Origin of the sequence: Kordiimonas laminariae, assembly GCF_023008165.1 — a bacterium.
In the GTDB taxonomy this organism is placed as follows: Bacteria; Pseudomonadota; Alphaproteobacteria; order Sphingomonadales; family Kordiimonadaceae; genus Kordiimonas; species Kordiimonas laminariae.
Map to the genome: position 1 here is coordinate 58,492 of NZ_JAKQZA010000011.1, position 14,892 is coordinate 73,383.

The following is a 14,892-nucleotide window of genomic DNA, read 5'->3' on the forward strand; positions in this document are numbered from 1 at the left end:
TTTGTTGTTCTCTGTGTAACCTGCCTTAGAGGCTTAGGTTTATACCGAGGAAGAAGTAGCGACCAAGTGGGTTCACTGGGAACGCAGATTCTGTGATGAACGGATTCTTATCAGCAATGTTGTTGATACCACCGTAAATATTCGTCTGCTCATTCACTTCATAGCTGAAGGAAATGTCGTGGATGAATACATCACCAGCGAAACCATTTGGACCGTATAGTACGTCAGCTGATTCAACTTCAACAGAACGTAGCGCCTGACGGCTCTGATAACGTGTCTGCCAGTTAACGCTGAACGGACCACGTGCCCACTGTAGGCTTGCACTACCTGCCCATTCTGGACGCTGTAGTTCACCAAGTTCTGGATCAACATCTGTTAGGTCAGCTGGGTTGAAGAAGCGGTCAAGGTTATTCACCCAAGTACCCGCAACATTCAGAGTGAACTGATTTTCTTCAACATCAAACTGGTAGCGAACAGATGCATCAATACCTGATGTTTCAAGTGCCGCGAAGTTCAGCTCTGTCTGACGTAGGAAGTTGAAGCCATTGAACTGAGGAGAAGATGGATCATCGTTACGCGTGAAGAGCGTACAGAAGTTGTTCGGGAATGTTGATGCGTTGTAACAGTTATCAACAATATCCTGAGCACTTACAGAAGAAATGGCATCTTCAATTTTAATGTTCCAGTAGTCAGCAGAGATAGTTAGACCATCAATGAAGCTTGGCTGGAAGATCATACCAACTGTGAATGTTTTCGCAGTTTCTTCCTGTAGCTCTGCGTTACCGCTTGTTTCACCGGTAAAGCGTGCAGACAGTGGGTCTGCAAAGCCAGCCGGAATACCGTCAGCCGCACAGTTTGCTACACGGTTTTGACCGTTTGCACGTGCAACAGCGTTATCGGAAGCAAGAAGTGCATCAATGTTCACTTGATCACAAGGATCTACCGGACGGAATGTTGCGCCCTGCGAAGGAGCAAACAGTTCGTTCACGTTAGGTGCACGGATAGCTACCGCATATGTACCGCGGAACTCGATATCGCTGATAGGTGCCCATTTACCGCCAACTGTCCAAGTGAAGGCATCACCAACTGTGGAATAGTCTGCGTACCGAGCAGCAGCTGTGAATTCAAGACGATTTGCAAATGGTAGATCTGCTAGAAGCGGGATGTTCACCTCAGCAAATACTTCTTTTACATCGTATGAACCAGTTTCATTGGAAATCAAGCTCTCTGGATCAAACACTAATGATGTTTGGCGGAAATCATCTAGGTTACGGATAAGTTCGCCAGCATTTGCATCTTGTGTTGTTACCGGAATAACACCGCGCACTAGTGGATCGAATATGGCTGTTGCTTTTTCATCGCGGTATTCAGCACCGAATACAAAGCCAATTTCACCACCTTGCAGTGATACGAAATCTGATAGATCACCAGCAACGAAACCGGAGATTACTGTTTGCTCAAGCACACGTTTGTTTTGAATAGTAGTTGTGATGAAATCTACAGCTTCTGCGCTTACTGAATTCGGGCCACCAAGAATGTTAGCAGGTACACAGCTGCCATCATCTGGGTTGAATGTGAAGAAACCAAAATCAAACAGCGGAATGTCAAATGGTGTGGTTGGTGCATCACTACCGTCTAGAGCAGAGCGACAAACTGGGTTGCCGTTTGCATCAGTTGTTACATCAATTGCAGCAAAGAAACGATCTTGAATTACGCGGTTGCGGTCAATTGTTGTACGCTCGAAACGGCCATAGTTACCAGAAAGTTCGTATGTCCAGCCATTGTCGAACTCACCTTCGATACCAGCAACAAAACGGTATGTTTCACGTTCGTTTGTATCGATGTTCGGACCAAGGTCTGTTGGGTCACGTGTAATGAACAGGCCACCAGTGGAGTCAGCAAGACCTTGAAGCTCTGTCGGGATAAACGGGTTATCCGGAGCAACAGTCAATAGGTCATAGAATGTGTTTAGTGGGCCACCGAAATCAGTTTCCTGATACACATACTTACCTTCTGCGAAGAAGGTTACGTAATCATTGATCGCATAACGGCCTGTTAGGTTGATAGAGTATTTCTTATCTTCTGGAACCAAGAAATCTTCATCAAAGTTATCACGGATACCGTCACCACCAAACTGGTTGAAGGCACCAGATACAAGGCCGTCCTGATAAGGCCGTACTGAACCATCGTCATTGATTACCCAACAACCACCGAAGCCGCCGCCTACGTTCTGACCAACAGTAGATTGGCTACAATCAGCAACACCGTTACCATCTGTATCAAGGAAATCAGCACCAGGGGATGAGAAATCACCTGCTGCAATTACGCCGCGGTTGGAACTGATTGAGAATGTGTGGTTCGGCAAGATTACCCGAGCAAAATCACCAAATACAGATGTATCAGGGTTACGGTCATCGTTGGCAATGTTGTTGCCACGTGAGAAAGCACGGTCGCCCTGGCGAATTCCGTTACGCTCAGAGTAGTTGAAGGCTGCTGTGAAGTTACCACGGCCGTCACCGAAGTTTTGACCATAAAGGATGCTACCATCAAGCTGGATGCCATCGCCTTGGCCGGAAATACCTGTTTGTGCGTTTATTTCAACACCCTCGAAGTCATCTTTGAGAATGAAGTTAACAACACCAGCTACCGCATCGGCACCATATACCGCAGATGCACCACCTGTTAGAACCTCTACACGTTCAATAAGAGCGTTAGGGATTGAGCCAACATCAACAGCGGAGGAACCTTGAACACCACCAACGTGACGGCGACCGTCTACAAGGGTTAGTGTTCTTTCATTACCAAGGCCACGAAGCTGCAGAACTGCTGCACCTGTGGACGGCGCGAAAATACCGTCAATAGAACCTTGAGAAGACGTTGTTGTTAGAAGCGCTGGAATGTCTTTCAGTGCTTCTGCAATATCTGTTTCACCGGATAGCTTCAGATCAATACCTGATACTACTGATACAGGTGATGGTGCTGCGGCGTTAGGGTCCCGTGCAATACGTGAGCCAGTTACCACTACCTCTTCCAGTTCACGATCGTCGATCTCGTCCTGAGCTTGAGCGCTTGTAGCACCAGTTGCTGCAACAGCTAGAAGTGTTGCGGCGCTGCCTAACAGCCTTAGCTTTTTATTTAGTTTCTGAATTTCATGAATGTCTGCTTCAATCATGAAGTTCCTCCTTATTCCGTACATATTTAAACGGCTTATACCGCTTGATTATTTGGACATAAGTTCAGTTCCGTTTGTTGTGGAGCTGAACAAAATCCTGCTTTGTCTCTCTATGTTGAAAACTGGCAACAAGTGCCGATCTTCTACCCAATTATTCAGTTGCCACTCAATAATGATGAGATGTGCGCTTGGTTCGGTTATCTTGTTGTTAATAAAGGCTCTATCAACCTCACCGACATATCACGAAAAAGAGAGTATCCGGTTTGTTGCAAGAAGTACGATTAAGATGGAAAAAAACTACCAAATAATGTAGCGATTTTGACATAATGTTACCTAAAGGTCACATTGAACTTATCTAATGATTATCCGCTATAAAGAAAGTTTGGTCTTTATAGGGAGGCTGTACAGCCTAAGTTTATTACCTTGATAGGAAAGTGCTTCGACGTAAGCAGGTAATACCTTGAGAAGTTGTTGTCTCATGGCATAGAGCAGCAAATAGATATTAAGTAAGGTCGAGAAACATTTCTCGACCTCGTTGTTTAAGGGACTAATTCCAGCTTTTAGAAGCGAGAATTGAAGCCAATGTAGAAGAAGCGACCAACTGATGTAACAGGTGTATTCACCGCAGCCAGGAATGGCTTGCGGTTAAACAGGTTGTTCACACCTGCGTTGATGCCGAAGTTCTCGCGTACTTGCCAGCTCGCGGAAATATCATGAATGAAAGCATCGCCTGTTTCGAATGGATCAGCGAATTGGCCACCATTGTTGTTCGCGGCAAAGCGTTCGATTTCTTCAAAGGACAGACCACCTACAAGCTGTGAATCCTGATAACGAACCTGATAAGTGAAGCCAAACTCTTCATAGCTCCAGGTTGTTGATAGGTTCACGTTATACTTAGGAATACCAAGCGTGCCTCTGATTTGTGTTGATTCATCAGGGAATTCCTGGAACTCAAAGTTATCACGATCAATGATGTAGTTAGCAATCAAACGAGAACGGATAGAACCCCATTCGCCTGGAAGATCGAAAGCGTAAGTTGCTTCAAAATCAATACCGGATGTTTTCAGTGCAGCAATATTCTGAGTTACCTGAGTAATACTGTTCAGACCATTGGTATTTGGATCACGGCTTTGAAGTTCACAGAATTGGTTATTCAAGCTTGGTGCATCCACACAGCGATCAACGATGTTTTGTGCAGTGATGCTGCCAATAGCGTTTGATAGGTTAATTCTGTAGTAATCGGCAGCAATACTCAGGCCGGGAATATACTCAGGTGTCCATACAAAACCTGCTGTGTATGTATCGGCAGTTTCAGGTTGAAGACCCGGGTTACCACCAGAGATACCCTCGAAACGTGCTGTATTTGGATCATCAAAACCTTCAGGAATACCAAGAGCAGCACAGTTTGCTGCACGGAATTCAGAACCTGAATCGATGAAATCAGCATCACATGGATCATCAGGGAAGAAGAATGCTACCTGCTGAGGATCGAAGAGTTCCCCAATGTTAGGTGCACGTACAGCACGTGAATAGCCACCACGTAGAAGTAGTTCATCAATTGGCCGCCATGTTAGTGCTACTCGATATGTATCTGTGCTAAAGGATTGGTTCGCATCACCACCTACAGAATAATCTGAGTAGCGGTAAGCACCTTCAACAGATAGTTCTTTTGCGAAAGGAAGGTCTGCAAAAATAGGAATTAGAATCTCAGCAAACCCTTCTGTAACTGAGTAGCGACCAGATGTAGGCTGTGTACCACCACCGAAAATCAAATCATCACGATCAGCTGCATCAGGTTCAAAGCTACTTGTTTCGCGACGATATTCAAAGCCGAACGCAGTGCTGATTGCACCTGCTGGAAGCGTGAAGAAATCACTTGTGTCGCCAGAGATAACGGCAGAAACAACCTGTTGTTCGATCGCAATATCAGAGAGTGTACGCTGATAAATGAAATCTGCTGCATCCTGATTGATAGCATTTGAGCCAAAGATGCTTGTTGGAACACATGGGCTGCCAGCGCCAGGTTCAAACGTCAGGAAGCCTTCGCGTGTGCTTGGGAATGAGGCTACAGGTGGCTCAGCATCTGGATCAATGCTGGAACGACATACGATATCACCGACTTGAGCGCTGTCACCAGTAATGCCGATTGCACCGTCTGTACCTGGACGAATTGCCTGAACTAGGTTTGCACCTAAAGCATCAATATCATCCTGCGTTAGAGCTACTGCATCAACAGAGGCAAAGAAGCGATCATCAAAACGCTGGCGAGAGTTAGCAGCGTTTGATTCTGTACGGCCATAGTTATAGGAAACTTCATAGTTCCAGGTATCAGTGATATCGCCTTTAAAGCCAGTTACGACACGGAAAGAGAAACGATCAGTATCTGTTGTGTTGCGTACTGTATCATCCGCTTGGTCACGTGTGATAAAGATCTGAGCATTGGCGGCATTTGTGAAAATATTCTCGCCATTTGCAGCAGCAGTATCAATCGCCGCCTGGAGTTGTGCCGGAATGAAAGGGTTACCAATTCGGATTGGAATGAAATCGTTGAATGAGTTCACGCCGCCTGCCGATTGTGCATCAACATAGGTGAATTTTGATTCAAGGAAGAATTCTGCAAACTCGGCTACTTCATATGTTACGTTCGCATTTACGCTCACGCGCTTGCTAGGTGTTACAAGGTTAGCGAAGCCTGTATTGTTCAGGATACCATCACCGCCAACACCGTTTGTGCCGCCAGCATCCAGACCTGCATTGAAGTTACGCAGTGTACCGTTATTGAAGAAGAAGCCACCAGTACCGAATGTTGGGTTTCCATCAGCATCAAAGCCCAACTGGCCTCCGCCACCAAAGATTGCGATCTGACCTGCAGCAGATGAAATATTAAATGTTTCACCTGGAAGGAATGTAACAGATGCATCAGGATTCACATCAAAATTGGCGGCAATGTCATCAGTAATGTTAACCTGAGATGCCTGACCAGGGCCCGCGAATGAACGGTCAAGGCCGATAAGGCCATTTTGATCACGGTATTCAACTGCTACTACGGCGTTACCGCGACCATCAGCGAAGTTACCGCCTGCAGCAATCGACAAGAACAGGTTTTCAGCGTCACCAGAATCTGAAATTCCGTACTGGGCACGTGTATCAATACCTTCGAAGTTGTCTTTAAGAATGTAGTTTACAACGCCCGTTACAGCATCTGCACCATAAATCGCCGATGCACCACCAGTGAGTACTTCAACGCGTTCAACAAGTGCAGTTGGAATACTGGATACATCAACGGTTGATGATCCTGAAATACCACCAACGTGACGGCGACCGTTTACAACAACAAGTGTGCGTTGTGTACCCATTGAACGAAGGTCCAATGTTGCGATCGCTCCTGCTGAGTTGGTTGCCTGATTTGAGCTAATCAAGATAGGAAGCTCTTTCAGAAGGTTTACGAGATCTGTTTCACCAGATTGAAGGATGCTCTCTGAATCAAGTGTTACCACAGGTGACGGCGCTGTCAGGTCTTTCCTGACAATACGCGAGCCAGTGATTACCACTTCTTCTACTTCCTGTGAATTGTCATCTTGCGCATTGGCAATGTTGGTTCCGGTTGCAAGCGTAGCAATAAGGGTTGCTGCGCCACTAAGTAGGCGCAGTTTGCTTAGCTTGCGAGTTTCATGAATGTCTGCTCCAAACATGATTATCTCCCAAATACTATCAATGTTTATGTAGGCAGAAGATCGCCTTCATTCATTCCTGAAAGAAGGTTTGGTTCCGCCTTTCCCATGCCTGAAGAAACCGATCCAGAGAATTGGTAATTCACCAAACATGGCAGAGTATGGAATGAAGTTCATAGTCCCCCGACCAAACTCATTAGAGAGGCTATAAAGATGATTTGGAAATGTAACTAAAGTGATGCTTGGAAAGCGTATATACATGCTAACATTGAGTGTGGTTGTTACTTTTGGGCAACAAAATCTGCACGAATTAGTGCAAAAAATGCTTTTCTATTTCTAGAGATAAGTCTAGCTTATCAAGCCTAAGCTGTTATGTATAAAAGAATTTCTTAGTATATATAAAATTTTAATCGTTAGTGATTAGGTGTATGATGCTCTACCATAAGCCGTAGGGGGCGGTATTCGTGCAACATAATTTATGTGATGAATTTTTAGAATATTGGCAATTAAGGCGGCGGGAAGGAAGACTTCCAGTGCTCTCAAGCACATCTGAGCCGGGTTTTCAAAAATTTGCGGATAGTTATATATGTTTGGGTCTTGAGAATGCAGATATTACCATCTGTAGGGTAGGGGCTGGCGTGAGTAGCGTCTTGCCACAAGGAGAATCTCTGAGCCTGTTTACAGATTTATATTCTTTGGCATTAAAGCCCATGCAAATGGCCTTGGTGATGCCGTGTTTCACACACAAGGCTGGATTTTCAAGACGTTCTCGGATTTGGTATGGGCACCGCCATAAAGTGGTTGATTGGTTGCTTCTGCCGGTTGAACATGACGAAACTGGAGATGTGTTTCTGGAAGGTGTAGCGATTTCAGAAGCCAGTATGCATGAAGATGATCAGCTTATGATCGGGTCTTCGATGCTAGAACGTATTCTCGCGCATAACTTTATAACCTGTGACGGCGATATCAAACTATCTGCTATTGATCAACACGCATGGGCGGTCCTTGAAGCAATGGATGCTAAGGTGTTAGTTGACGGTAACGAGAAAACAGCCATGCCTCATGGTTTGGGTGGAAATGCTGCGTTACTGGCAGCTCAGGCTGCTCGTTCTAATGTTTTGGCGGTAGCAAATGAGGAAGATATAGCGGCTCTCTCTCAGCGGCTGACAGGGCAATATAATCTCCGGTTCTGTCATTCTTATGAGGATGCAGTTGCTATCCTGCAAAGCGATATGGTCGATGTTTTGGTTGTCGCTGAGGTGTTTAAGGGCGGCACAGGTCTCGGGCTTGTGCAGGAAGCGCAAAATATCAGTGCGTTCACGGCTTCGGTATTGATGCTAGAGCAAAAAGGTAACCGTGAAGATGTACGTATCGTTGAGAACGGTAACTTTGTACAGTGTCTAGTGAAGCCTGTTGGTGAGTTTGCGCTGAAAAAAGCACTGGATGATGCGTCAGAGCATATTTCTCAGAAGAAAAGCTAGAGTTTGTTTTTTTATTTCTAACAAAAAGGGCGGGGAAAATTCCCCGCCCTCTCTTTTTGCTATGTCTACAACTAACTTAGAATGCAGCGCGGAAGTTGAAGCGGAACGAACGTCCGAACTCTTCTGCGTTTAGGAAGTTGCCGTAAGCAAGTTCCGTAATGTTCGGCTTGCGATCAAATACGTTGTTGATTGCAGCAGATACATTCACTTTTTCAGTCAGCTGGTAGCTGATAGTTGCATTGTGGATGAACTTATCATTCAGGCCAGTGATTAGGTTATCATCAGCATCGAAGAATGTAAGCGCTTCACGGTCCTGAACATCAAGATCGAGGCGACCTGTGTAGTTCATACGCCAGAAGACACGTAGCTTGTCGTAGTTATATACGAAGTCTACGTTACCACGCCATTTTTCACGGCCAGCCTGACCAACACGGTTGATAAGTGGGTTACCCTCAACAACCTGTAGGATATCAGTGATACGACGGATACCGCCAACACGGATAGAGAAGTCACCTAGGTCACTGTCTTTAAGGCTGCTGTCGAATAGGCTCAGAGCGTCTGAAACGTCGAAGTCGTAACGTGTGTTGAACTGAACAGCTTCAAACTCAGATGTAGAAGCGTTTTGGAAGCTTCTTGAGAATGAAATAATCTGGCCAGATGCGTCACGTGTGTGAGCGTTACAGATATCGTCTGGGAATGTTGCACTATCGAAACAAGCAGAGATCGCCTGGTTCTGTGTAATATTAGAGATCTGATCTTCGATCGTAATATTGATGTAGTCAACAGATAGACGTAGGCCTGGGATGAACTCTTCAGGCTCAACTACAACACCGATAGAGTAAGACTTACCGATTTCGTTGCGTAGGTTCTGGTTACCAGAACTAATACCAGCGATCGATAGGTTACTAGAGATGTTAGTGTGGTCTTCAACGTCGATACCAACAGCAGCACAGTTTTGACGACGGTTACTGTTAGCAGCGTCACCATCTGGGCCTAGGTTAATGAAGCGTGTGTCACAAGGGTCTGTGATGAAGCCTGTAATACCTAGTGTTGGGTCAAACAGTTCCTGAATACCAGGAGCACGGATTGACTGAGTATAACCACCACGTACAGTGATCATGTCGAACATCTGTAGTGTACCAGCAAGAGTATAAGTATAGTCTGTACCAGCGATAGAGTGGTCTACGTAACGTGCTTTAGGTGTGAAGTTAAGAGCGTTGATGAACGGAACATCACCATCCTTAAGGATAGGAATGAATAGCTCAGCACCGATCTCGTCAGTTTTGAACTCACCACGTGAAGGCTGAGTTGGAGCATTCTGACCAAGTTCAATTTGCTGGATGCCATCTGGCTCAAACACAGCTTCTTCTTTACGGTTCAAGTATGTAAGACCGAAAGAAACTGTACCACCTGGAAGTTCGAATAGATCACCACCAAGGTTAGCTTGGAATACACGCTGTTGTGTATCAGAGCTAGATGTAGATGGTAGAGATACGAACGCAGCAGATTCAGGAGCAAACTGGTTACCGAATAGGTTCAGAGGCACACAACCAGCTAGGTTTGGACGTGCGTCTGTTACTAGGTTCGGGAAGCTTGCATCTGGCTCTAGCTCACCACGAGCGTCAGCAAGAATGCCGTTACAGATGATGTCGCCTGCACGTGGTGCAGTGTTGATATCAGCCGTAGCAATTTGAATTACTTCGCCGTTACGGATTACAAACTGACCGTCAAGGCCAGAGTTTGCTGTGAATTCTGTAACGTCGTCGTCTGTAAGTGCAACAGCGTCAAGAGCGTTAAATAGGCGCTCGTTAATTACTGTACGTGCACGTGTCTCAAGATCTGATTGACCGAAGTTACCAGAAACTTCCCAGTGGAAGTTACGATCAGCAAATTCGAACTCACCTTTAAGACCAGCAACTACGCGCCATGTGAATGCTTCGTTGAAGTTTTCACCGCCGTTTACAACTGGACCAAGGAAACGATCTACGAAGAACTGATCATCTGGACCTAGGAATTCGCTAAGAACACCACGCGCCTGATTGCTCAGGAATGGGTTATCTAGTGTGAAACCTGGTGAAGAACGGTCAGCGCCGAAGATACCAGCAAGAATATCGTCCTGCTCAGATGCTTCGCGAGCTTCAGCGTTCTGGAAGATGAACTCAGAGAAGAACGTAGCGTAATCGTTGATGTCATAGTGACCGATTGCGGAAATGTTAATACGCTCTGAAGGTGTGAAGATCTGACGTACGTTGTCAAATAGATCACTACCGCTACCACCATTCGCGAAGAATAGACCACCGTTTGCAGGGCGAACACCTACAGTAAACGGAATAGCGTTACCATTTTCGTCAAACTCGAAGAAGTTTTGGTTGCCATCAGCATCGATGAATGCACCGCGACCAATTGTTGGTAGGAAACCGTTAGATGCAGAAGAAATCGCACCAAAGTCACCAAGAGCCTGTGTTACGAAACCACGACCTGTACGATCAGCGTTAAATACGCGTGTTTCGCCGTCACCGTTACGGCTTGTAAATGGGTTGTTCTGTGTAAAGAACGGACGGTCAGCTGCTACAAGACCATTCTGTGAGTTATACTCAACAGAGAAAGCCAAGTTACCGCGACCTTCAGCGAAGTTACCACCAAATGTTGTTTGGATTTGGTAGCTGTCACCGTCGCCACGATCAGATACACCGTACTGACCAGAAACTTCGAAACCTTCAAAGTCGTCTTTAAGGATTACGTTTACCACACCAGCGATACCGTCTGAACCGTAGGTTGGTGAACCACCGATTAGAAGTGTTTCAATACGGTCAACAAGCGCGATCGGAATAGTGTTAAAATCAACCTGTAGACCAGCTGCAAGGCTTGAGCCCGCTGGTACTGGAGGGTTGTTTGAAACGAAACGACGGCCGTTTACAACAGTAAGAGTACGGTTAGAGCCTAGACCAAAAAGGCTTACTACGTTGGAACCAATTGCGAATGCGCCCTGTGCACCCGCTGGGTTCGCTGCCGGAGCACCGAATTCTGGTGATTCGTTAAGTAGGTCAGCTACGTTAACAAATGCACGGTCGTTAAGGTCCTGTTTGCCAAGAATTACGATTGGCTCAGGAGCGCTGTAAGAACTACGACGGATAAGGGAACCAGTTACAACAACCTCTTCCACTTCCAGTTCATCAGTATCATCAGCGTCTTGTGCTTGTGCGATGCCAGTACCAGTAGCCATCACAGCAAGAAGCGATGCTGCGCTTCCCAGTAGGCGCAGTTTGCTTTGCTTGCGAGTTTCATGAATGTTTGATCCAATCATGAAAAATCTCCCTGTTTATAGTTTATATTCGGAATGGCCATGTCCAAGAACTGGCATAGCGATATTCCTCCCAAACTTCCCGGCGACGACGTGAATAAATTCACTCCCTAGCCATCACCAAGTAGTAAAGTATTGATTGAGGTGACTTTATTGATTGCCCTATTACCCCACTCAAACTCGGGTCATAACCTACAACCATAAAAACGATTTGCCTATCACATTCTCGTTAAGTATTTCGTTGTGTTGTTAGATATCAACTGATGTGTTGCGCGATATCAACACTTGTTCTGTGGCTTTTCCAGAGTCATTGGTTTTATTTGTAACTAATTTCTCATGAATCCAAGGATATAGGTTTTATTTTCTCTAAATTTCTGAGAACAATGCAAAATTTCAGGATAGAGTGTATTTTTCTCTCTATCGCTGATCAGGGTTGAGGTAGTCGTTTTGTGATGTGATGTGTGAAATGTAACGAAATGATTCGCTACCAGTATTGTAATTACATGACCAATATAAAGATTGGTCATGTAATATTAGTTTAAAACGCTCTTATTTCTTACGTTTAACCGGGTAAGCTCTGGATTTACCCTCTACGGTCATGGTGTAAGCACCAAAAGGACTCCGTTTGATGGTGACTTTCTTGCCCTTTTTAAGGGAGCGAATATCCGGTCCATCAATCTGTTCCCAGGTCTGTCCGTTGTCCAGTAGGAAGAGTACGCCACGGCCATAGCGTTTGCGTAAATCTTTCACTGTTGCGGTAATGATTTTAGGCGTTTCCTTGCTTGGGCTTTTGCCGAAACTATCCTTACGTACTTTCTCGGTTTTCTTTTCTTGCTCAGCCTCTTTTGCCTTAAGACGCGCTTCTACCCGTTTCTCAACTTCAGCTTCTATCAATTTTTCCGTTTGTTGAGTGGTTGGTGCAGGTGCGGTTGCGCTTTTGCTAGCCATTTTAGGAGGAGTTCTTGCCTCTACTACCTTCTTGCCGCCTTTAAGCGTTGCGACATATTTATCATAGCATGCAAGACGTGCTGCACCGCTGGTGATTTCGCTACATCTAATAAGTGCGTCTTTATCTTGTGCCAATAGTGTAGGGGAGAACACGACTGTTGATAAAAGTGTAGCCCCCGTCAGCAAAAATTTTGAAGTATAAATACTGGACATTACGTCGCTCCCAATTGTTCCGGCGAACCCTAGCACAGACTATTTCGCGGGAACAATGTAGGAGTTGAAATTATCGGTCGGCGTCAGTGGTTTGGTTTTCTTTTGAGGCGAGTATCAATTGCAATTCAACAGTTTTTTCAATTTCAGCTGTGATTCGCGCCTGATTCTCTTGAAACTCTTCCAGAGATTTTCCCTTTAGCGTCTTTCCAGTAGGTAGTTTTAGTGTAAGGGGGTTCACCTGCTTGCCGTTATAAAGCACTTCATAATGTAGATGAGCTGCAGTCACTCTGCCAGTAGCTCCGGCATATCCTATAATTTGTCCTTGTTTGACGCGGCGGCCTTTCTTAATACCTCTTCCGTATTTGCTCAGGTGGGCATAAGCGGTTTTGTAACTGCCGTTGTGGCGAATACGTATATAATTGCCGTAGCTACCATTTCTTGCAGCCATCTCAATAATACCGTCACCTGCTGCCATGATGGGAGTGCCTGTACGGGCTCGGAAATCAGCACCTTTGTGCATGCGGGTGTAGCCAAGAACCGGATGCTTACGTCTGCCGTATGATGATGTAACTACGGCTACATCAAGTGGTGTTTTCATTAGCGCGCGCCTGGTGCTTTCGCCGTTCAGGTCATAATAGCCCTCGTCACCGCTTTCTTCCTGAAAATAGAGGGCATTAAGGGTGCGTTTCTGAAGGCCGATCTTGGCACTCAAAATTCGAGTGTTTTCGATATCATCGTACGTTGGGGCATAGTTGCGTTCGTAGTAAATCTCAAAACTGTCTCCCACGCGGATTTCTCGTTCAAAGTCCACGTCAAAACTCAGCATGCGAATAAGTTCGACTATAATTTTATCAGGCAATCCAGCCCGCTTGCTGGATAGATAGAGGCTATCAGATATAACGCCGGTTACAAGCTGGGTAACAGCAACGGTTTCCACAGGAACACGTTTTGCGTCATACGACGCACCTTTGGCTTCCACGATTGCAACTTCAGAAAATGTATCACGAATCTTCAAGGTGTGAATTTTATCTTGGTCTGAGGTGTCGACAGATACTTCAATTTTCTGACCTGCGCGTAACTTTCGCAGATCAGTTACATTCTTCAGTTGATTAATAGCTGTGTGGGCGTTGCTGTTTGAAATACCTGCCCTTCTTAAAAGGCGTAGCAACGTCTCTGATTTCTTCAGTGTGTAGCTTGTTTCTTTATAGCTCGGTTCCTGAGGAATTGGTGCGGTTGGCTCGGCTTCCGTTACAGGCTGTGATTCTATTTGCTTTAAGGCGACAGTTTCATCTGGTTCCTCAGGGCTGTCTGGAAGGTTTAATATTACCAAACCAAGCACGCCCAAGCCTGCAATAATACCGAAAGCAGCGGGCGACTCCGACGCACTAAATAGCTTTTCAGAATCTAGTTTCGAAATTGCTTCCATCAGTTTGCGCTTTGCGCGCATTAGAATCGTTTGCCAGTTGGCCATTGTTACTCTTTTCTACACATATGATGATTCATCTGATTCATCCCTCAAAGGGAGAGAAAAACTGCATATACTCTTTATATATATAGGGCAATATATCTCCAATGGTTTTTCAGCATTTTTCTGAGGTTTTTTGAAAAGTAACTTGCTGAAAGCCCAGGGTTTCTGCGGCTTTCATGCTGGGGCGGAGAAAAAAGCGCATTTTTTGGAATTTAACGCTTGCGTTTCATAGGCGTTATCCTTAGAAACCCCTTCACCGCCGGGGCAGACTGCTCTACCGGACACGACCTCAGGGGTCGCTGAAAGGTAAGAATGTTGGCTCGGGGGTGATGGCCCAGAGAAGCTTAAAACATTGTTTAAAAAGCTTCTTGACATGATCAGGTAACTGAGAATATAAAGGCCGCCCTGCCGCACGCTGACGAAATGTCCGGTCCGGCGCATTGCCCAAATCGAAAGGTTTAGGAAACTGGATTTTCCGGTTGGGTGATTTTTTTGCTCTTTGACATTGTAGGATGGAAGGGAGATGTGGACGGTGGTCTGGAGGATCATCATCTATATTTCCGAGATACTTCGCCAGTTTTACGGCTGGTCGAGTATCAAGATACATATTTATATGTATCGTCAGTTAATTCTTGAGC

General features: G+C 45.5%; 6 protein-coding genes. 1 reads left to right on the forward strand and 5 read right to left on the reverse strand.

The window, feature by feature from the left end; all coding sequences use genetic code 11:
• Nucleotides 1-25: 25 nt before the first annotated feature.
• A complete protein-coding gene (locus MF542_RS16975; protein ID WP_247021679.1) occupies nucleotides 26-3,172 on the reverse strand; it encodes a TonB-dependent receptor plug domain-containing protein in 3,147 nt (1,048 codons plus the stop codon).
• A 560-nt stretch (nucleotides 3,173-3,732) separates the two neighbouring features.
• On the reverse strand, nucleotides 3,733-6,864 hold the full coding sequence (locus MF542_RS16980) for a TonB-dependent receptor domain-containing protein (protein WP_247021681.1): 3,132 nt from the start codon (nucleotides 6,862-6,864) through the stop codon (nucleotides 3,733-3,735).
• Between the two features lie 617 nt (nucleotides 6,865-7,481).
• Here MF542_RS16980 and MF542_RS16985 point away from each other — a divergent pair.
• A complete protein-coding gene (locus MF542_RS16985) occupies nucleotides 7,482-8,324 on the forward strand; it encodes a response regulator (protein ID WP_247021683.1) in 843 nt (280 codons plus the stop codon).
• Between the two features lie 76 nt (nucleotides 8,325-8,400).
• Here the strand turns inward: MF542_RS16985 and MF542_RS16990 are convergent, their stop codons facing one another.
• The 3 genes from MF542_RS16990 to MF542_RS17000 all read right to left on the reverse strand — a co-directional run bounded on the left by MF542_RS16990 (nucleotide 8,401) and on the right by MF542_RS17000 (nucleotide 14,257).
• Nucleotides 8,401-11,628: a TonB-dependent receptor domain-containing protein gene (locus tag MF542_RS16990; protein ID WP_247021684.1), complete on the reverse strand. Its 3,228-nt coding sequence runs from the start codon at nucleotides 11,626-11,628 to the stop codon at nucleotides 8,401-8,403.
• Between the two features lie 546 nt (nucleotides 11,629-12,174).
• Nucleotides 12,175-12,786: a hypothetical protein gene (locus tag MF542_RS16995; protein ID WP_247021686.1), complete on the reverse strand. Its 612-nt coding sequence runs from the start codon at nucleotides 12,784-12,786 to the stop codon at nucleotides 12,175-12,177.
• A 70-nt stretch (nucleotides 12,787-12,856) separates the two neighbouring features.
• Nucleotides 12,857-14,257 carry a M23 family metallopeptidase gene (locus MF542_RS17000; protein ID WP_247021688.1) on the reverse strand — a complete coding sequence of 467 codons (1,401 nt, stop codon included), beginning with the start codon at nucleotides 14,255-14,257 and terminating at the stop codon, nucleotides 12,857-12,859.
• Nucleotides 14,258-14,892: the final 635 nt, after the last annotated feature.